Source organism: Streptomyces cylindrosporus (assembly GCF_022698165.1).
GTDB classification, from domain to species: Bacteria; Actinomycetota; Actinomycetes; order Streptomycetales; family Streptomycetaceae; genus Streptomyces; species Streptomyces cylindrosporus.
In genome coordinates, this window is sequence record NZ_JALDAY010000001.1 from 1 (window position 1) to 19,265 (window position 19,265).

At 71.6% G+C, this 19,265-nt stretch carries 16 protein-coding genes; 9 read left to right on the forward strand and 7 right to left on the reverse strand.

Annotation, left to right across the window (positions count from 1 at the left end):
- Positions 1-305: 305 nt before the first annotated feature.
- From MQP27_RS00005 to MQP27_RS00025, 5 genes are all read left to right on the forward strand, one after another.
- The gene (locus tag MQP27_RS00005; protein ID WP_242758893.1) at positions 306-1,706 is read left to right on the forward strand and encodes an APC family permease; all 1,401 of its coding nucleotides are present in this window, start codon (positions 306-308) and stop codon (positions 1,704-1,706) included.
- Positions 1,707-1,816: 110 nt separating this feature from the next.
- Positions 1,817-4,555: an alpha/beta fold hydrolase gene (locus MQP27_RS00010; protein WP_242758895.1), complete on the forward strand. Its 2,739-nt coding sequence runs from the start codon at positions 1,817-1,819 to the stop codon at positions 4,553-4,555.
- The gene (locus MQP27_RS00015) at positions 4,552-5,415 is read left to right on the forward strand and encodes an ABC transporter permease (protein ID WP_242758897.1); all 864 of its coding nucleotides are present in this window, start codon (positions 4,552-4,554) and stop codon (positions 5,413-5,415) included. The genes MQP27_RS00010 and MQP27_RS00015 overlap by 4 nt, the downstream gene beginning before the upstream one ends.
- A gap of 147 nt (positions 5,416-5,562) precedes the next feature.
- Positions 5,563-7,137 carry a vWA domain-containing protein gene (locus MQP27_RS00020; protein WP_242758899.1) on the forward strand — a complete coding sequence of 525 codons (1,575 nt, stop codon included), beginning with the start codon at positions 5,563-5,565 and terminating at the stop codon, positions 7,135-7,137.
- Between the two features lie 71 nt (positions 7,138-7,208).
- A complete protein-coding gene (locus tag MQP27_RS00025; RefSeq protein WP_242758901.1) occupies positions 7,209-9,128 on the forward strand; it encodes an AMP-dependent synthetase/ligase in 1,920 nt (639 codons plus the stop codon).
- Positions 9,129-9,189: 61 nt separating this feature from the next.
- On the opposite strand, the gene MQP27_RS00030 is transcribed toward MQP27_RS00025, so the two are convergent.
- Both MQP27_RS00030 and MQP27_RS00035 read right to left on the reverse strand, forming a co-directional pair.
- Positions 9,190-9,588 carry a rodlin gene (locus tag MQP27_RS00030; protein ID WP_242758903.1) on the reverse strand — a complete coding sequence of 133 codons (399 nt, stop codon included), beginning with the start codon at positions 9,586-9,588 and terminating at the stop codon, positions 9,190-9,192.
- Between the two features lie 234 nt (positions 9,589-9,822).
- Entirely contained in the window at positions 9,823-10,233 is a 411-nt protein-coding gene (locus tag MQP27_RS00035; RefSeq protein WP_242758904.1) for a rodlin, read from the reverse strand.
- Positions 10,234-10,425: 192 nt separating this feature from the next.
- On the opposite strand from MQP27_RS00035, the gene MQP27_RS00040 reads away from it, so the two are divergent.
- From MQP27_RS00040 to MQP27_RS00050, 3 genes are all read left to right on the forward strand, one after another.
- A complete protein-coding gene (locus MQP27_RS00040; RefSeq protein WP_242758905.1) occupies positions 10,426-10,839 on the forward strand; it encodes a rodlin in 414 nt (137 codons plus the stop codon).
- 265 nt (positions 10,840-11,104) lie between these two features.
- Positions 11,105-11,332, forward strand: coding sequence for a chaplin (locus MQP27_RS00045; RefSeq protein WP_242758906.1), 228 nt, complete (start codon positions 11,105-11,107; stop codon positions 11,330-11,332).
- Positions 11,333-11,452: 120 nt separating this feature from the next.
- Entirely contained in the window at positions 11,453-12,355 is a 903-nt protein-coding gene (locus MQP27_RS00050; protein ID WP_242758907.1) for a chaplin family protein, read from the forward strand.
- Between the two features lie 57 nt (positions 12,356-12,412).
- Here MQP27_RS00050 and MQP27_RS00055 read toward each other — a convergent pair whose 3' ends face one another.
- Positions 12,413-13,705, reverse strand: coding sequence for an NAD(P)-binding domain-containing protein (locus MQP27_RS00055; RefSeq protein ID WP_242758908.1), 1,293 nt, complete (start codon positions 13,703-13,705; stop codon positions 12,413-12,415).
- Positions 13,705-15,012 (reverse strand): carboxylate--amine ligase, encoded by a 1,308-nt coding sequence (locus MQP27_RS00060; RefSeq protein WP_242758909.1) that lies wholly within the window; start codon positions 15,010-15,012, stop codon positions 13,705-13,707. Before MQP27_RS00060 ends, MQP27_RS00055 begins: the two co-directional genes overlap by 1 nt.
- Before the next feature lie 93 nt (positions 15,013-15,105).
- Between MQP27_RS00060 and MQP27_RS00065 the strand changes: the two genes are divergently transcribed.
- The gene (locus tag MQP27_RS00065) at positions 15,106-16,353 is read left to right on the forward strand and encodes a glycoside hydrolase family 26 protein (RefSeq protein ID WP_242758910.1); all 1,248 of its coding nucleotides are present in this window, start codon (positions 15,106-15,108) and stop codon (positions 16,351-16,353) included.
- Positions 16,354-16,378: 25 nt separating this feature from the next.
- On the opposite strand, the gene MQP27_RS00070 is transcribed toward MQP27_RS00065, so the two are convergent.
- Genes MQP27_RS00070 through MQP27_RS00080 form a run of 3 tightly spaced genes read right to left on the reverse strand, consistent with a single transcriptional unit; the run spans position 16,379 to position 19,265 of the window.
- The gene (locus MQP27_RS00070) at positions 16,379-17,464 is read right to left on the reverse strand and encodes a GNAT family N-acetyltransferase (protein ID WP_242758912.1); all 1,086 of its coding nucleotides are present in this window, start codon (positions 17,462-17,464) and stop codon (positions 16,379-16,381) included.
- Entirely contained in the window at positions 17,461-18,111 is a 651-nt protein-coding gene (locus MQP27_RS00075) for a YveK family protein (RefSeq protein ID WP_242758914.1), read from the reverse strand. Before MQP27_RS00075 ends, MQP27_RS00070 begins: the two co-directional genes overlap by 4 nt.
- The gene (locus MQP27_RS00080; protein ID WP_242758916.1) at positions 18,108-19,265 is read right to left on the reverse strand and encodes a glycosyltransferase; all 1,158 of its coding nucleotides are present in this window, start codon (positions 19,263-19,265) and stop codon (positions 18,108-18,110) included. Before MQP27_RS00080 ends, MQP27_RS00075 begins: the two co-directional genes overlap by 4 nt.

Genomic DNA, 19,265 nt, shown 5'->3' on the forward strand with positions numbered 1-19,265 from the left:
GGGTGACCTGAAAAACCCCTCGGGGCCGTCCGTATTCCGGACGGCCCCATTTTTTTGTGCCCGCCCACTACGGTTCCCGTACGCCCGAAAGGCGCCCGGTATGGGGCCTTGACGCGACGTTAACGCGCGCCGAGGCAGTCTTGAACCACGAATTCCGTAGGTAAACAGCCATTGACGCGTCGGTTTTCGTCGGGGTTCCATGCTCCCGCCGGGAGCGGACGAAGAGAACCAGAAACGCGATCCGCCGGAGGCGATAGCGCTCCCGAACCCACCCTCAGTCACACCAGTCGATCGGAATCCGCCGCATGACCGACACGCTCCGTCCTGCCGACACCGCCGTCGCGGACGCCGCGCCCGACAGCCCCAAGACGCTCAAGCGCTCCATCGGGGTGGTCGGCGGCACTCTCCTCACGCTCTCCTGCGTCACCCCGGCCTCCACGCTCTTCGTGGTCGTCCCGGACCTGTTCGGCTCGCTCGGCACCGCCACCGCCCTGACGATCGCCATCGGCTCCCTCCTCTGTATCGCCGTCGCGTTCTGCTACTCGGAGCTGGGCACCCTCATCCCCAGCGCGGGCGGCGAGTACGCGATGGTCTCGACGATGGCCGGACGGCTCGCGGGCTGGCTGGTCTTCGTCCTCTCCCTCCTGGTCGTCATGATCGTCCCGCCGGTGATCGCCATGGGCACGGCGGACTACCTCGCCCCGGTCGTGCACCTCGACCCGTCGGTCGCGGGCGCCGCGGTGATGATCCTGGCGACCCTCGCGGGCCTGCTGGACCTGCGCGCCAACGCCTGGATCACCGGCATCTTCCTGGTCCTGGAGGTCGTCGCGGCGGGCGTGGTGGCCGTCCTGGGCTTCGCCCACAGCGAGCGCGGCCTCGGCAGCCTCACCTCGATGCAGGTGGCGGGCGCCGACGGCCACACGGACACCGTCACCGCGATGCTGGTCGTCTCCGGCCTCGCGATCGCCCTCTTCGTCACCCAGGGCTTCTCGACCGCCGTCTACCTCTCCGAGGAGCTGGAGCACCCGCGCCGCAACGTCGCCCGCACGGTCCTGGCCACCCTCGCGATCTCCACGGTGGTCATCCTGGTCCCGGTGGTCGCCATCACCATGGGCGCCTCGGACCTGTCCGCCCTCACCGGCGGCGACATCAGCTCCATGGTCACCGCCTGGTCCAACTCCGCGGTCGGCACCTTCGTCAGCCTCTGCGTGGCCCTCGCGATCATCAACGCGGGCATCGTCATGGTCATCCAGAACTCCCGCGTCCTGTTCGCCTCGGCCCGCGACAAGGCCTGGCCCCAGCCGGTCAACGACGTCTTCTCGAAGCTCGGCCGCTTCGGCTCCCCCTGGGTCGCCACCCTCGCGGTGGGCGTCCCCGGCGCCCTGCTCTGCTTCGTGAACCTGGACACCCTGTACGGCGTCACGGGCGTCTCGGTGACGGGCATGTACCTTCTGGTCGCGGTGGCGGCCCTCCTCTCCCGCCGAGGCCACCACAAGCACACCCCGGCCTGGCGGATGCCCCTGTGGCCCGCGATGCCGGTCCTCCTGATCGCGGTCCTGGCGTACATCCTGAGCCAACAGGAGACGAGCTACCTCCTGTGGACGGGCGGCATCACGGCGGCCGCGACCCTGTACTGGGCGCTGTACCTGCGCCCGCGCCGCGAGACCCGCTGGCTGGTGTCCATCCCCGAGGACGCACAGGCCTAGCCGATACCGCGTCTGCTGTACGTGGGGGTGAATCCCTACGCCCTCGGGATGGCTGAACGTTCAACCTGGGGGCTGCCCCGAATGTCGGTGCCGCCCCGTACCGTTGACGCATGGATCTTCGACTGCCCGGCCTGCGAGGGCTGCTGCGGAGGCCCCGACGGCTACTGGCCGCCGGGGCCGCCGTCGTCGTACTCGCGGGCGCCGGCACCTGGACGGCGGTCGCCTCGGACGACAAGGCCCCCGTACACCGCACCGACCGCGTCATGGCCATCGACGGCGTGCACATCGACACCTCGTACTTCACGTCCTCCGGCACCAGCGGCCGCAGGCCCGCCGTCCTCCTCGCGCACGGCTTCGGCGGCAGCAAGGACGACGTCCGCGAGCAGGCCGAGGACCTGGCGAGAGACGGATACGCCGTCCTCACCTGGTCCGCCCGCGGCTTCGGCAGGTCCACCGGAAAGATCGGCCTGAACGACCCGAAGGGCGAGGTCGCCGACGTCTCCAAGCTCATCGACTGGCTGGCCGAGCAGCCCCAGGTCCAGCTCGACAAGCCCGGCGACCCGCGCGTGGGCGTCGCCGGCGCCTCGTACGGCGGCGCGATCTCCCTCCTCGCGGCCGGCTACGACCACCGCGTGGACGCCATCGCCCCCGCGATCACGTACTGGAACCTCGCGGACGCCCTGTTCCCGGACGGCGTGTTCAAGAAGCTGTGGGCCGGCATCTTCATCAACTCCGGCGGCGGCTGCGACAAGTTCGAACCGCAGCTGTGCCGGATGTACGAGCGTGTCGCGGAGTCCGGCAAGCCGGACGCGCAGGCCCGCCAGATCCTGACGTCCCGCTCCCCGTCGGCCGTCGGCGACCGCATCAAGGTGCCCACGCTCCTGATCCAGGGCCAGACCGACTCCCTCTTCCCGCTCGGCCAGGCCGACGCGGCGGCGAAGGCGATCCGCGCGAACGGCGCCCCCGTCGACGTCGACTGGATCGCGGGCGGACACGACGGCGGCGACATGGAGACGAGCCGCGTCCAGTCACGCGTGCGGTCCTGGTTCGACCGCTACCTCAAGGACGACAAGGCCGCCGACACCGGCCCCGCCTTCCGCATCACCCGCACCGGAGGCATCGACTCCACCGACGGCGCGGCCCTGCTGCGCGGCGCGACCGACGACACCTACCCGGGCCTGGAGAGCGGCGAGAAGTCCTTCGCCCTCACCGGCCGCGAGCAGAGCTTCGCCAACCCGGCAGGCGCCAGCCCGCCCGCCGTGTCCGCCCTGCCCGGCCTCGGCGGCGCGGGCGGCCTCGCCCAACTCTCCTCGCTCGGCGTCGGCGTCTCGCTGGACTTCCCCGGCCAGTACGCCCGGTTCGATTCGGCCCCGCTCACCAGCGGCCTGCGCATCACCGGCTCCCCGACGGTCACCGTCCACGTCAAGTCCACGACCGATGACGCCGTGCTCTTCGCCAAGGTGTACGACGTCGGTTCCGGCTCCGCGACCCCCGTACTGCCCTCCCAGCTCGTCGCCCCCGTCCGGGTCGAGGGCGCCAAGGCCGGCAAGGACGTCACCATCACCCTCCCGGCCATCGACCACGAGGTCGAGCAGGGCCACCGCCTGCGCCTGGTCCTCGCCTCCACCGACCTCGGCTACGCCTCCCCGGCCACCCCGGCGACGTACACGGTCACCCTCAAGGGCGACCTGAAGGTCCCGACGGCCCCCGGCGTGACGACGGCAGCCGCGCCCCTCCCTTCCTGGGTGTGGTGGCTCCCCCTGGCCGGCGCACTGATCGCCCTGACCCTCCTCGCGACAAGCCGCCGCCGCACGACCACGGCCCCGCCCCCGGACCCTGCCCTCGCCGAAGTCCCGCTCCAGATCACCGACTTGAGCAAGCGGTACGCGAAGTCGGCGGACCGTTACGCGGTCCGGGGCCTCTCCTTCCGCGTCGAGAAGGGCCAGGTCCTCGGCCTGCTGGGCCCGAACGGCGCGGGCAAGACGACCACGCTCCGCATGCTGATGGGCCTGATCAAGCCGGACGACGGCGAGATCCGCGTCTTCGGCCACGCGATCCGCCCCGGCGCCCCGGTCCTCTCCCGGGTCGGCGCGTTCGTCGAGGGCGCGGGCTTCCTCCCGCACCTCTCCGGCCGCGAGAACCTGGAGCTGTACTGGCAGGCCACGGGCCGCCCGCCGGAGGACGCGCACATGGAGGAGGCCCTGGAGATCGCGGGCCTCGGCGACGCACTGGCCCGCGCGGTCCGCACGTACTCCCAGGGCATGCGCCAACGCCTGGCCATCGCCCAGGCCATGCTCGGCCTCCCCGACCTCCTCATCCTCGACGAGCCCACCAACGGCCTGGACCCGCCACAGATCCGCGAGATGCGCGAGGTGATGATCCGCTACGCGGCAGCAGGCCGCACGGTCATCGTCTCCAGCCACCTCCTGGCCGAGGTGGAACAGTCCTGCACCCACCTGGTGGTCATGGACCGAGGCCGCCTGGTCCAAGCGGGCGAGGTAAACGAAATCATCGGCTCCGGCGACACGTTGCTGGTGGGCCTGGCGACAGACATCCCAGACCCCATGGTGGAGAAGGTGGCGACTCTGCCGGGCGTCGAATCAGCAACCCGAACCGACGGCGGCTTGCTGGTAAGGCTGACAGCAACGCCCCCCAGGGGCGCGGGGAACTGCGCGACCAGCCACGACGTCGCCGCAGACGCCCCACAACACACCGAGGCACCCACAGAGCGCACAAACGCGGCAGCTCTCCTCGTAGAACTCGTGCGCCTTGAGGTACCCGTCGCTTCCCTAACACCACACCGCCGCCTCGAAGACGCCTTCCTCACCCTGATCGGAGGCTCAGCATGACCACGCTCACCCAGCGCACCGAAACCGCCTCCGGCTACAAGGCGACCCACACCCTCCCCCTCCGCGTGGAGCTGGTCCGCCAGCTGAAGCGCCGCCGCACACTGGTCATGGCCGGCATCCTCGCCGCCCTCCCGTTCATCCTCCTGATCGCCTTCGCCATCGGCGGCACCCCGGACGGCCGCAACAACACCGTCACCCTCATGGACACGGCCACCGCCTCCGGCGCCAACTTCGCCGCCGTCAACCTCTTCGTCTCGGCCGGCTTCCTCCTCGTCATCCCGGTCGCCCTGTTCTGCGGGGACACCGTCGCCTCGGAGGCCGGCTGGTCCTCCCTGCGCTACCTCCTCGCCGCCCCCGTCCCGCGCGCCCGCCTCCTGTGGTCCAAGCTCGTCGTCGGACTCGCCCTCAGCCTGGCCGCGATGATCCTCCTGCCGCTGGTCGCCCTCGCAGTGGGTACGGCGGCCTACGGCTGGGGCCCGCTGCAGATCCCCACCGGCGGCTCCCTGGACACCGGCACCGCCACCCAGCGCCTGCTGATCGTCGTGGCGTACATCTTCGTGTCCCAACTGGTCACCGCCGGCCTGGCGTTCTGGCTGTCGACGAAGACCGACGCCCCGCTCGGCGCCGTCGGCGGCGCGGTCGGCCTCACCATCGTCGGCAACGTCCTGGACGCCGTGACCGCCCTCGGCCACTGGCGCGACTTCCTGCCCGCGCACTGGCAGTTCGCGTGGGCGGACGCCGTCCAGCCCCATCCCGAGTGGTCCGGCATGATCCAGGGCACGGCGATTTCCATAACGTACGCACTCGTGCTGTTCGCGCTGGCTTTCCGGGGTTTCGCGCGCAAGGACATCGTGTCCTAGGTCAACGGACGGTCACCCACCGGTCTCGGCGGGCCATGATCGTGGCCCCTTCGAGATCCTTCCGCAACGCCCCGGTGCGCACGTTCCGGCCCCCTGCCCCGTCACAGTCACAGACGGGCACGTCAATCGACAAAGGGGGCACGGAAGATGGAGCAGCGGTACCGAACACCAAGGCCAGGCACGACAACCGGCAGCACCCGACGGCTGCGCGCCGCCGTCCTCGCTCTCACGGCGACGGGTGCCCTGCTCCTGACGTCGTGCAGCGCGAGCGACAACAGCGGCAGCAGCTCCGCGGACCGGTCGAACCGGACCGGCGGCCTCCCGGCGCCGGGCCCGGCCGAGACCTCGGCCGACGGACAGCGCAGCATCACCGGCGACGAGAGCCCCTCGCCCTCCGCCGACCACCTCTCCACCTTCGCCCTCGACGTCGACACGGCCTCCTACGGCTACGCCCGCCGCGCCCTGCACGACGGCCATCTGCCCGACCCCTCGACGGTCCGGCCCGAGGAGTTCGTCAACAGCTTCCGCCAGGACTACGAGCGCCCCGACGGCAACGGCTTCACGGTCACCGTCGACGGCGCCCGCACCGACAAGGCCAACTGGTCCCTGCTCCGCGTCGGCCTCGCCACCCGCGCCGCAGAGTCCGACGAGGACCGCCCGCCCGCCGCCCTCACCTTCGTCGTCGACGTCTCCGGCTCCATGGGCGAGCCCGGCCGCCTCGACCTCGCCAAGAAGTCCCTCGACACCATGACGGACAAGCTCCGCGACGACGACTCGGTCGCCCTGGTCACCTTCAGCGACGAGGCCAGGACGGTCCTGCCGATGACCCGCCTCGACGGCCACCGCGGCAGGATCCACGACGCGATCGCCGAACTGGAGACCCAGGACTCGACCAACCTCGGCGCGGGCGTCGACAAGGGATACGCCACCGCCGCCGAAGGCCTGCGCGAGGGCGCCACCAACCGCGTGGTGCTCATCTCCGACGCGCTCGCCAACACCGGCGACACGGACGCCGACTCGATCCTCGAACGCATCTCGCGCGAGCGCCGCGACCACGGCATCACCCTCTTCGGCGTGGGCGTCGGCAGCGACTACGGCGACGCCCTGATGGAACGCCTCGCCGACAAGGGCGACGGCCACACCGCGTACGTGTCCAACGAGGCCGACGCCCGCAAGGTCTTCGTCGACCAGCTCCCGCAGAACATCGACCTCACCGCCCGCGATGCCAAGGCCCAGGTCGCCTTCGACCCCGAGACGGTCGCCGAGTTCCACCTCGTCGGCTACGAGGACCGCAAGGTCGCCGACGAGGACTTCCGCGACGACAACGTAGACGGCGGAGAGGTCGGCCCCGGCCACACCGTCACCGCCGTCTACGCCGTGCGCACCAGGCCCGGCGCCGACGGCCACCTCGCGACCGCGAGCGTCCGCTGGCTCGACCCCGACAGCCGCGCCCCGCACGAGGAGTCCGGCCAGCTGGAGACCGGCGACCTCCACGACGACGTCTGGAGCGCCTCCACCCGCTTCCAGGTCACCGCGGTGGCCGCCTACTTCGCCGACACCCTGCGCACCCGCGACTCCGAGGCCGACGACGTGGGCTCCCTCCCCGGCAACCCCGGCCTCGACGAACTCGGCGAGCGGGCCCACGCGTTGGCGAAGAAGACCGAGGACAAGGACGTGGACGACCTCGCCGAGGCCATCGACGAGGCGAGCCTCATGAAATGAGCCGTTCCCCATTGACGATTCCTTACTTGCGGGTAAGTTGGCCTGCCAGTCAGAGCCGACTGGGGGCCGTCATGGGCGTACGCAAGGATCTGAAACGGGCGAAACAGCGCGCCGACCTGGCCGCCCGCGCCCGGGTCGAGGTCATCAGGGACGAACACGGCGTGGTGCGCGAGGCCCGCACCGCGCCGCTGGCACCCCGGCCCACCGCGGGCAGCACGGCCGACCTCCCGTACACCAACGCGGCCGAGGCACCGGACGCGGTGGTGCTGCGCCGCAAACAGCAAGGCACCTGGCAGCCCGTCACCGCGGCCGCCTTCGCCCGCGAAGTCACCGCCGTGGCCAAGGGATTGATCGCCTCCGGCCTCGAACCGGGCGGCCGGGTCGCCGTGATGTCCCGCACCCGCTACGAGTGGACGGTCCTCGACTTCGCGATCTGGGCGGCCGGCGGCCAGACCGTCCCGGTCTACGCCACCTCCTCCGCCGACCAGGTCGAGTGGATCGTCCGCGACTCCGGCGCCCGTTACGTCGTCACCGAGACCGCAGAGAACGCGGACACGGTGACCACCGCCACCACCCGCCACGAAAACCCGCCCCGCGTCTGGCAGTTGGACGCCGGCGCCCTCACCCGCCTGGTCCAGCTGGGCATGGACGTCCCGGACGAGGAGGTCACCAAGCGCCGTACCGCGCTCACCCCCGACACGATCGCGACCGTCTGCTACACCTCCGGCACCACCGGAAAACCGAAGGGCTGCGTCCTCACCCACGCCAACCTGCACGCCGAGGCCGCCAACACGGTCGAGCTCCTCCACCCCGTCTTCAAGGAGGTCACCCGCCAGACCGCCTCGACCCTCCTCTTCCTCCCGCTCGCGCACATCCTGGGCCGCACCCTGCAGATCGCCTGCCTCATGGCCCGTATCGAGATCGGCCACTGCCCGAGCATCAAGCCCGACGAACTCCGGCCCGCCCTCAAGGAGTTCCGCCCCACCTTCCTCGTCGGGGTGCCGTACCTCTTCGAGAAGATCCACGACACCGGCCGCGCGACCGCCGAGAAGATCGGCCGCGGCGCCTCCTTCGACCGCGCGGACCGCATCGGCGTCCGCTTCGGCCAGGCGTACCTGGACAAGTTCCTGGGCACCGGCAAGGGCCCCACCCCCGCGCTCTACGCCGCGTGGGCCCTGTACGACCTGCTGGTCTACCGCCGTATCCGCAAGGAGCTCGGCGGCCGCATGCGCTACGCGATCAGCGGCGGCTCCCCGCTCGACCGCAACCTCAACCTGTTCTTCTACGCGGCGGGGATCATCGTCTACGAGGGCTACGGCCTGACCGAGACCTCGGCCGCCGCCACCATCGTCCCGCCCCTCGAACCCCGCCCGGGCACCGTCGGCCGGCCGGTCCCCGGCACCGCTGTGCGCATCGCCGACGACGGCGAGGTGCTGATCAGGGGCGGAATCGTCTTCGGCGCGTACTGGAACAACCCGGCCGCCACCGACGCCGTACTCCAGGACGGCTGGTTCGCCACCGGCGACCTCGGCGCACTGGACGAGGACGGCTACCTCACCATCACCGGCCGCAAGAAGGACATCATCGTCACCTCCGGCGGCAAGAACGTCTCCCCGGCCGTCCTGGAGGACCGGATGCGCAGCCGCCCGCCGGTCGGCCAGTGCCTGGTCGTCGGCGACAACCGCCCCTTCGTGGCCGCCGTGATCACCCTCGACCCCGAGGCCGTCGCCCACTGGCTGTCGGTGCGCAGGCTGCCGGCCGACACCCCGATGTCCGTGGTGGTACGGGACCTCCGCATCCGAGCCGAGGTCCAGAAGGCCGTGGACTACGCCAACGAGGCCGTCTCGCGCGCCGAGTCGATCCGCGCGTTCACCCTGGTCGAGGGCGAGTTCAACGAGGAGAACGGCCTGCTGACCCCGTCTCTGAAGGTCAAGCGGCACGCGGTGTACGCGCTGTACGCGGACGAGATCGAGGCGCTTTACAAGAAGTAGGGCACACGGAAAAGCGGGCCGCCGATGTGCTCGGCGACCCGCTTCCGCGGTGCTGCTGAGGTCAGCTGCCCTGGGCGCCGTTGCCCGACAGGACCGGGATGTTGTCCAGGATGTGCGACAGCGGCTCGTCGCCCTTGGCCTGGGTCGAGTTCTCGGTGCACTGCTGGTTCTGCGGAGCCGAGAGGACCGGGATGTCCTGGACGCCGACGTTGACCAGGGCGAGGATGGACTGGGCGTTCACCTTCGCGGGCAGACCGATGCACGGCTTGTTCAGCGTGCCCTGGACGAGCGAGAGCTGGGGGCTCATGTCGCCGTGGGTGGCCTGGTTGCCGTACTTCTGGACGGCGCCGTTGCCGTTGGTGGTGGTGACGCCGTTGTCGTTGCCGATGGCCAGCGCCGGGGCGGCGGTGGCGCCGACGACGGAGGCAGCGAGGGTCGCGGCGGCCAGCAGCTTCTTCATGATTCGTTCCCTTTCGGAGAGCGAACTCCGGTACAGAGTTTTCGGAGAGCGGACCCCTGTTGCAGAGCCGCGTGTTGATCAACCCGCGAAGGCCGGTTTGGTTGCGGTGTTTGCCCCGTTCGGCCTAGTGCGTCATAAAAAGTGACGGTGTTAGGGGCGGCAGGGCGTGCGTGCGTCGCGGGCAAGCGGAACGGGCCGCCGAGAACTCGGCGGCCCGCTGCGTACGTCGGGAGGTCAGCTGCCCTGGGCACCGTTGCCCGACAGGACCGGGATGTTGTCCAGGATGTGCGACAGCGGCTCGTCGCCCTTCGCCTGGGTCGAGTTCTCGACACACTGCTGGTTCTGCGGGGCCGACAGGATCGGGATGTCCTGGACGCCGACGTTGACCAGACCGACGACGGACTGCACGTTGCCCTTGAGCGGCAGGCCGACACACGGCTTGTTCAGCGAGCCCTGGATGAGCGCCATCTGCGGGCTCATGTTGCCGTACGTGGCCTGGTTGCCGTAGATCTGCTCGGAGCCGTTGCCGTTGGTCGTGGTGACCCCGTTGTCGTTGCCGATGGCCAGCGCCGGAGCGGCGGTGGCGGCCGAGACGCCGGCGACGGAAGCGGCGATCGCCGCAGCAGCCATAACCTTCTTGATCACTTGCATGGTCCCTTCTGGAGTAACCCCGTCCACCGGAGCGAACTGCACAACTGCCACCGGCCCGCATGGTTGCTCCCGTTCACTCCAATGGCCCACGGAAATCCGGACGGGTGAAGTCGCGTCACCATTTCCCGCGGCCCTTGTTGATGTGGGAGCAGGAATGTGTGCCTCCGTCAGGAAAGGACCGGAGAAATGTTCAAGAAGGCAATGGCTGCTGCGGCGGTCGCGGCTTCCGTCGTCGGCGTGTCGGCGGCGTTCGCCCCCCAGGCGCTGGCCATTGGCAACGACGGCGGCGTCACCACGACCGACGGCAACGGCGCCGCACAGGTGTACGGCAACGGCGAGACCAAGGGCGACATGAGCCCGCAGGCCTCGCTGGTCCAGGGCACGGCGAACAAGCTCTGCGTGGGCCTGCCCGCCAAGGCCGACGTGCAGTCCGTCGTCGGCATCATCGCCAACGTCGGGGTCCAGGACATCCCGGTCCTCTCCGCGCCGCAGAACCAGCAGTGCGCCGAGAACTCGACCCAGGCCAAGGGCGACGAGCCGCTGTCGCACATCGTCGACAACATCCCGGTCCTGTCGGGCAACGGCGCGAAGGACAGCTGACGGCCGGTCGGCTGACCCTTCGTCAAGCGCCGCCCGGGCGGCCCGCCTTACTCATTCGGGCGGGCCGCCCGGTCCGTTTTCCTGATTTTCTCTACTCCCTCAGAGAAGCGTTTCTGCTCCTTGCGGGTCAAACTCGCGATTCAACACGGGGCGTTCGAGTGAATTATCCCGCGCCGCACGTTCCGTAGTTTCTTCGGCTGTCTATCCCTCGTTTTGCAGCCTGCAGGTCATGCAGTAGGGCGTGACCGCGGAGAAGGGATAGTTCATGAAGAAGACCGCAGCTGTCGTCGCGGGCATGATCATGGCCCTCGGCGTGGCCGCCCCGGCCTTCGCCGACGCGGATGCCCAGGGTGCCGCTGTCGGCTCCCCGGGTGTCCTCTCGGGCAACCTGGTCCAGGTCCCCGTGCACGTTCCGATCAACGTGTGCGGCAACTCCATCAACGTGATCGGCGCCCTGAACCCGGCGTTCGGCAACGTGTGCGTCAACGACTGACGACGTAGCACCCGAACACTCACGCACCAGCCGCCCGGCTGTGTCACGGCCGGCCTTGGACGTCTTGTCTCCGTTCCAGGGCCGGCTTTTCCCACTTCTTCAAGCAGGAAGACAACGAGATTGCGACAGACCCTGAGCAGGGGAATGGTCGCGGCCGCCGCCGCGACGAGCATCCTGTCCCTGTACGGCGGCAGTCCCGCACTCGCCGACACGCACGCGGGCGGGGCCACCAAGGACTCGCCGGGCGTCCTGTCCGGCAACAACGTCGCGGTGCCCGTCGACGTCCCGGTCAACGCCTGCGGCGACTCGGTCGACGTGGTCGCCGCCCTCAACCCGACGCTCGGCAACTCCTGTGCGCATGACTCGGGTTCGGGCAAGCACCGCAAGCACGAGATGTCGTACGACGACTTCGGCTACGGCGATGACGACGACTCGGACGACACCGGTTACGGCAGCCACGGCGGCTATGGCGACCACGGCTATGGCGACCACGAAGGCGGAGGCGGAGGCGGCGGCTACGGCGACCACACCCCGCCTGGTGGTGATCACACCCCGCCTGGTGGTGATCACACGCCTCCCGGTGGCGACCACACCCCGCCTGGTGGCGACCACACGCCCCCTGGTGGTGACCACACGCCTCCCGGTGGTGATCACACGCCTCCCGGTGGTGATCACACCCCGCCCGGCGGCGGTGAGAGCACGCCTCCCGGTGGCGGCCAGTCGACGCCTCCTGGCGGTGGCGAGAGCACGCCCCCTGGTGGTGGTCAGTCGACGCCTCCCGGTGGCGGCCAGAGCACGCCTCCTGGCGGCGGCCAGTCGACTCCTCCTGGAGGTGGCCAGAGCACACCCCCGGGTGGCGGCCAGAGCACACCCCCCGGCGGTGGCCAGACCACGCCTCCGCAGTTGCCCCACACCGGCGGTGACGGTGGGGCGCTGCTCGCCGCGTCGGGGGCCAGTGCCGCGATGATCGGGGCCGGGGCCGTGCTGTACCGGCGTGGGCGGCGGGCTTCGGCTCATCGGTAGTACGCGGTGTTGTGCGACGGGTGCCGGACGGCTTCGTGTCCGGCACCCGCGCCCGTTCTACGAGGTGCCGCCCCGCATGGGGACGGGCGCCGTCCCCGCCGTGAGACCGCCGGACGCCTGACGGCCGATCAGACTCCCGCGCGGCGCCGACCGCAGGTGCCGTCGCACGCCCCTCACCAGCGCCCCGGCCGTGTAGGTCGCACCGTGCACGAAGCGCATCGCGGGGCCGTAGCCCGCGGCCGTGAGCAGCCCGGCCATGAAGAGTCCGGGGTACGTCGACTCGAAGTCCCGTCCGACCTCCGGTGAACCGTCCGCGACCGTGCCCAGCGTGGCCAGCAGGTCGGGGGAGAGCAGGTCCAGGCGGTCGCAGGACGCCGTGAAGCCGGTGGCGGCGACGACATGCTCGGTCTCCAGGAGGCGGACGCGGCTGCGCGAGGTCTCCGCGCGGCTCGTCAGCTCAAGGCGTACACCTCCCGGCACCGCACGCGCCGCCGTTACCTCGTGGGCGAGGAGCACCTCGACGGCCGGCTCCACCCGGTCCCGTACCCACCACGCGCCCGCCGGACCGAGCGCGGTCGCCGCGATGCGGGCCCGGGTCGGCTCGGGGAGGCGGCGGAAGAGGCCCGGGCGCTCCGAGTAGAACCAGTTGCGCCAGCCGGGGCCCAGGCCGCTGTGCGGGGAGCGCGCCGACTGCCACCAGGGGCGCTTCCAGGGCGGCGGCACGTCGTTCCAGACCAGCCGGTCGGCGCGGGCCAACACCCGTACGCGCGTGCCCTGTTCGGCGAGCAGGGCCGCCGTCTCCAGGGCCGCCTGGCCGCCGCCGATCACCGTCACGTCCTTGCCGCGGAAGCGGTCGAGATCGCTGTGGTGGCTGCTGTGCGAGACCAGGCCGGGGTCCAGGCCGCGCAGGGCGGACGGGATCTCGACGAACGGCATCACCCCCACCGCCAGCGCGACCGCACGGCCGTACAGCACCTGCCCGTCCTCGGTGACCGCCTCGAAGCCGCCGGGGCAGGGCGCCACCCGGGTCACCGTGCGCTCGTCGATCACCGGGACGGCGTGGTGGGCGAACCACAGCCCGTACTCGGCGAACATCTCCACCGGGATCGGCTCGCCGTGCCGGGCGGTCACGCCCTGACCCGCGCAGTAGACCTCCAGGCGCAGCCGGCCGTCCGGATCCGAGAGGTTGGAGGCCCACGGCTCCGACTTCAGGAACATGCCCCGGGGCATGTGGTCGCGCCAGGACGCCATGGGCCGCCCGAAGACGCGCAGCCGCAGCCCGGCGGCCGCGGCATGGGACGCGATGGACAGGCCGTACGGGCCCGCGCCCACCACCAGCAGGTCGTACATCAGCAACTGCTCGCTTTCTCGTCGTCCGACAGGTCGGTGAGGGAGGGGGGAGGGGAGGCAGGAGGTGCGACGGGGGCTGCCTGGTGGACCACGTGCGGGAGGGCCGGGGTGCCCGGGGCCGGGCGCGGGGCGCGCAGGCGGTCCACGAGACGGCGGGAGACGTGCCGGGCCCACAGCGTCCACAGGGCGCGGCCGGGGGCGCGGTCGTCGGAGGCGTGCCAGGCGAGTTCGCGGCCCGCGGGGGAGGGGCGCAGGGCGGCCGGGGGCGCGTAGTTCTCCACGACGAACTCGCGGCCGGGCAGCGGCGCCGGCTCCGGCAGCGGACGGTGGGTCAGATCCAGGTGCTGCGCCCGTACGACGTCCAGGCCGCGGCCGTCGGCGAAGAGGCGGAACTGGGCGCCGGGGCGCGGGTTGAAGTCGAGGAGGTGGTAGCGGCCGGTGCTGCCGCAGCGCCGGAAGTCGAGGTCGAGCACGCCGCGGTAGCCCAACTCGGTGGTGAGGCGCTCGGCGAGGGCCGTGACCTGCGGGTTGGTCGTCCAGCGGCCCACCGCGGTGAGGCCCGCCCCGCGCGGCCACGAGCGCAGCTTGACGCCGGGGCCGCCGCCGCGGACGGCGCCCGCGCGGTCGACGTAACCGTGGAAGAACCAGTCGCGCTCGGGGCCCGGCGGCAGGAACGCCTGGAGCAGCAGCCGGCTGCCCGCCTCCTCGGTGCGCCGGTACAGCTCCCGTGCCTCCTGCGCCGAGCGCACCACGACCGTGCTGCGCAGACCGGTGCCGGTCGGCACCAGCCAGGGGCGGCTCCACTTCGCCACCACCGGCAGACCCAGCCGCCATGCGGCGCTCGCGGCCTGGGCGGGGCTGTCGGGGACCAGCGTCGGCGGGTGCGGGACGTCCAGGGCCGCGCACAGGTCGGCCAGTTCCGCCTTGTCGGCGACGTGCTCGGGCAGCGCGACCGGCATCTCGGGCAGCAGATAGACCGGGGCGAGTTCCTCGCGCAGCCGGCCCACCGCGACGGCGCTCGCGTCGTCCATCGGGATCAGCACCGCGGGGCGCGAGATGCGGGCGGCCACCCGGCGCAGGCACATTGCGATTTCGTGTGCGGATGAACCGGGTGGCGGCGGGGGATGCATCTGACGTACAAAACGGGACCGGGATACGGGACTTCCCGTGGAATCGGCGACCACATGCACATCGACCCCCGCTCTGCCGAGCGAGCGCACGGCGCCGAGCGTGCCGTGGTGAAAGGGATTCCGGTCGATCCGCAGCAGAACGGCGGGGACCCGGATGTCAAACAGCGACACGGTCATCAATTTCTTCTCACTCGTTGGCCGTAACGGCGGTGGCGTAATTCCTGTTCATATGACTGAGTGTCAGTAACCGCATTTCAGAAAGGAGCGGGCATGGACCGGAAGAAACGACGTCCTCGGTCCCGTCGGCTGGCCGTCGTCGCGGCGACCGTCGCCGCGTCCGCCGTACTGGCCTCGGGTACCGGATCCGCCGCGGGGGTGGTGCGGGTCGCCGACCCGCCCGCTCCGACGCCCACGACCCCGTCCGTCCCCGCGCCGGCGACCCCCGTACCGCCGACTCCCGTGCCGCCGAAGCAGGATCCGCCGGCCTTCGGCGCCTTCCTCAACTCCGACGGGCGGGGCGTGGCCAGCATGCCGGCGCTGAGCGCCTGGCTGGGCGGGGCCGAGCTGCGCGTCGGGCACACCTATCTGCCCGGCAACAGCTGGACCGACATCGAGGGGCCTCCGGGCATCCTCAACGTGTGGGCGGACTGGCGCACCGAGAAGGCCGACCGGATGCTCGTCCTCAACGTGCCGATGCTCGACCGCAACGAGGACGGCGTCTCCGACTTCCGGGTGCGGTCGCTGCTCCAGCAGGGCGCGGTCGGCGCGTTCGATCACCACTTCAAGGCCCTGGCCGAGCGGCTGGTGGCGCTGAAGGTGCCGGACACGGTGATCGTGCTCGGCTGGGAGATGAACGGCACCACGTACACCTCTCGCTGCGGCCCGGACCCGGAGGCCTGGAAGAAGTACTGGAACAGGATCGTCACCACCATGCGTTCGGTGCCGGGCCAGAAATTCCGGTTCGACTTCACGCCGACCCGCGGCCGGGACGCCGTTCCCTGGACGCAGTGCTATCCGGGTGACGACACGGTCGACATCATCGGCATGGATTCGTACGACCAGCCGACCGGGCTGACGTTCGACCAGCAGGTGAAAGAGCCCTACGGGCTTCAGGAACACGTGGATTTCGCCAAGACCCACGGCAAGCCCATTTCCTATCCCGAATGGGGACTCTTCCGCAACGGTGACAACGCGGAATACATGAAGCGGATGCTCGCCTGGATGGACGAGCACAAACCGCTCTACAACACGCTGACCGACTACTGCCCGCACGGCGTCTGGCAGTGCGGGGCCAACCCGAAGTCGTCCGCGGTCTACCGCGCGTTCCTCTCCGGCCGCACCGGCGACCCGACGCCCACTCCGACCCCGACCCCGGTGCCGACCAAGCCGACGCCCACGCCCACTCCCACCCCGACGCACCCGGCCAACTGCTCGCCGCTGGACCTCGGCGACTGGGTCGAGTACTGGCTCGGCGGGAAGCTGTGCATGCGCCTCGACTGGTGGTCGCGCAGCCGGTGAGCCCGGCGCGGTGGCGGCGGCCGGTTCACGGTCCGCCGCCACCGCGCTCCCTCCACTTCCGCACGAGCTGCTTGCCCCGCCCGCGCGCGGCGACGTCACAGACGGCCGCCGCGAGCAGCGGGGCGGTGCGCCGCCGGGCCAGCAGCAGCCGCTGGTTGACGACGGGTTCGGGCCGCCAGTGGTGCTTGTACGGCTCGTTGCCGCGCAGCAGGCTCAGCGTGCCGCGCGCGTGCCGGGTGCACGCGTCGAGGAGCATCACCGCCACGTCCGCCTTGCGTTCGCGCAGGCACGGATGGGCGCCGTACAGATAGCCGCCCGCGAGCCGTCGAGACAGCAGGGTCAGGTCGACGGCCACCACGTCCTCGTCGAGCCGGAACTCGGTCACCACGGCGTCCCCGGCGCGCACCATCGGCCCGACCGCCCGCACCAGATGCTCGCCGAACCGCTCCCGCAGGTGCTCGGACGTCACCTTCCGCCCCTGCCACTGCAGTTGGTGCAGCTCCAGCAGCCGGCGCAGCGCCTTGTCCACCTCGTCCGGCCCGACCACGTGCCGCTCGACGCCGAGCGCGGTCAGCTTGCGCAGCTTGGCGCGCACCCGCTGGGCCTTCGCGGAGGGCAGCCGGGCGACCAGTTCGTCCATCGGTACGGCGGGCAGCTCCAGGCACAGCGAGCCGGGCACCCGGCGCCGCGGTCCGCGCCAGCGGTCGTAGACCCGCTCGGCCGCACCGCCGGGCCGTACCTCGCGCAGGTCGACCAGGGCGGTGCGGGCCAGAGCGGCGAGCCCGTCGGTGAGCGCGGCGACGGCCGGCTCGCCGCGCTCGTCGTCCAGCAGGACGTCCCCGTAGTCGGAGATCGCCCCGCCGAGCGGCACCAGCGCGGGCACCGGACGCCGTACGAGCATCAGCGGCGCGGCGCCGACGAGTTCACCGTCGTCGCGCACCAGGACCAGCCGCAGCCGGCCCGGTCTGCCGTACGACAGCCACCAGGAGTGCAGCCAGGCGTGGCTCTGGAAGGGGGTCGCGGCACCGCAACTGCCTTGCAGCCGCGCCCAGTCGGGGCCGAGCGCGGCGAAGGCGGGCTCGTCGGTGACGAGTTCGGTCGTGTACGTCACAGCTGGCCGTGGGCCTCGGCGGCGACGGCCGGACCCGGCACCGCGGCCGGGCGCGCGGACCCGCCCGCCGTACGCCGGGGCCGGACTAGCAGCACCAGCCCGCCGAGCAGCCCGCCCGCGCTCGCGCCGACCAGTCCGGTCACCGCAGGGGAGGCCGATGATGGGTCGGCCGGCTTGGTGGCGCGGGCGAACTGCTGGAGCTCGACGTGGGTGTCGTCCTTGGTGTCGTTGGCGTGCCGGGTCAGCGCGCGGGAGACGGCGTTGGCCATGTCGGCGGCCAGGTCGGGGCGGGAGGAGGTGGCGGTGATCGCGACCATCGGGGCGTCCGGCGAGGTCGCCGTCCGCACGCTCGACTGCAGCGTCCGCACCGGCACGCCCGCCCACACCTGCGCGTCCCCGAGCACCGCGAGCTGCGTGGCGACCCGGCCGTAGGCCTGCGCGAAGCCGAGCGCGGACGCCGGGTCGGACTTCTCGGTCGGTACGGCGACGACGTAGCTGGTGGCCGTGTAGGTGGCCGGCTTCGCGAGGCCGTAGCCGCCGCCGAGCAGGCCGCCGGCGAGGACGCCGCCGGCGACCAGGGTCCAGGCGGGCAGGGCCCGGGCGCGGGCGAGGGCCGGGCGGCGTGGTGCGGTGGGGTTCTCGGTCATGAGGAACTGGCTCCCTGGAGAGAGGGGGACGGGGACGAGGAAGGGGACACCGCGGCCGTGTACACGCCCATGAGCTGGGTGGCGCTGCGGGTGATGCAGTAGTGGCGGGCCGCTTCGGGGGCGGTCCGCGGGCCCGGCTCACGGGCGCGGGACGCGGCGATGGCGGCGGCGAACTCGGCCGCCCCGCCGGTGACTTGGCGGGCGGAGCGGGCGGCGTGCGCGGGCAGGTCCTCGATCGCCGGACAGGAGGCGTAGAGCACGGGCAGTCCGGCGGCCAGCGCCTCGACGATCGCCAGGCCGAAGGCCTCCTCGGGGGAGGGCGAGGCCAGCAGGTCCATCGCGGAGGCGAGGGAGGGCAGGTCGGGGCCGGGGGTGCCGTCCGGGACGTAGGGGCGCTCGCCCGTGAAGAGGACCCGGTCGGCGACGCCGGCCTCGTGGGCCGTGCGGCGCAGGACGTTCTCCTCGGGGCCGCCGCCGACCAGCAACAGCCAGTGGTCGTCCGGGAGTTGGGCGAGCGCCTGGATGAGGACGTCGAAGCGTTTGCCGGGCGTCAGGCGGCCGATGCCGCCGATCACGTACGCGCCCTCGGGGAGTCCGAGCCGGCGGCGGGTGGTGTGGCGGCGGACCGGGTCGAAGCCGAAGCGGGTCAGGTCGATGCCGTTCGGGACGACCTCGATCCGGGGTGCCGGCACGCCCCAGCGCCTCAGCCGGTCGGCGACCGTGGGGGAGACGGCGACGGTGGAGCGGCCCAGGCGCTCGCTGGCGAGATACAGGGAGCGCACCCCGCGCGACAGCCTGCGGCCCTCCATCTGGGAGTCGCCCAGGGAGTGTTCGGTGGCGACGATCGCGCGGACGCCCGCGAGGCGCGCGGCGAGGCGGCCGTAGACGCAGGCGCGGTAGAGGTGGGTGTGCACGAGGTCGTAGCCGCCGCTGCGGATGAGCCGGGTCAGCCGGGGCAGGGCGGCCAGGTCGCGGTTGCCGGCCATGCCGAGGTGGGTGACGCGCACCCCGTCGGCGACCAGGCCGTCGGCGACCGCGCCCGGGTTGGTGAGCGTCACGACGTCGCAGTCGACCGGCAAGTGCCGCAGAAGCAGCCGCAGTTGCTGCTCGGCGCCACCGACGCCGAGGCCGGTGATGACGTGCAGGGCGCGCAC

Bases quoted from the DNA above. Each gene is read 5' to 3' on its own strand.
- MQP27_RS00025 (WP_242758901.1), top strand. From the start codon at position 7,209: ATGGGCGTACGCAAGGATCTGAAACGGGCGAAACAGCGCGCCGACCTG.
- MQP27_RS00075 (WP_242758914.1), bottom strand. From the start codon at position 18,111: ATGACCGAGAACCCCACCGCACCACGCCGCCCGGCCCTCGCCCGCGCC.
- MQP27_RS00005 (WP_242758893.1), top strand. From the start codon at position 306: ATGACCGACACGCTCCGTCCTGCCGACACCGCCGTCGCGGACGCCGCG.
- MQP27_RS00030 (WP_242758903.1), bottom strand. From the start codon at position 9,588: ATGAAGAAGCTGCTGGCCGCCGCGACCCTCGCTGCCTCCGTCGTCGGC.
- MQP27_RS00020 (WP_242758899.1), top strand. From the start codon at position 5,563: ATGGAGCAGCGGTACCGAACACCAAGGCCAGGCACGACAACCGGCAGC.
- MQP27_RS00065 (WP_242758910.1), top strand. From the start codon at position 15,106: ATGGACCGGAAGAAACGACGTCCTCGGTCCCGTCGGCTGGCCGTCGTC.
- MQP27_RS00060 (WP_242758909.1), bottom strand. From the start codon at position 15,012: ATGACCGTGTCGCTGTTTGACATCCGGGTCCCCGCCGTTCTGCTGCGG.
- MQP27_RS00045 (WP_242758906.1), top strand. From the start codon at position 11,105: ATGAAGAAGACCGCAGCTGTCGTCGCGGGCATGATCATGGCCCTCGGC.
- MQP27_RS00015 (WP_242758897.1), top strand. From the start codon at position 4,552: ATGACCACGCTCACCCAGCGCACCGAAACCGCCTCCGGCTACAAGGCG.
- MQP27_RS00040 (WP_242758905.1), top strand. From the start codon at position 10,426: ATGTTCAAGAAGGCAATGGCTGCTGCGGCGGTCGCGGCTTCCGTCGTC.
- MQP27_RS00055 (WP_242758908.1), bottom strand. From the start codon at position 13,705: ATGTACGACCTGCTGGTGGTGGGCGCGGGCCCGTACGGCCTGTCCATC.
- MQP27_RS00010 (WP_242758895.1), top strand. From the start codon at position 1,817: ATGGATCTTCGACTGCCCGGCCTGCGAGGGCTGCTGCGGAGGCCCCGA.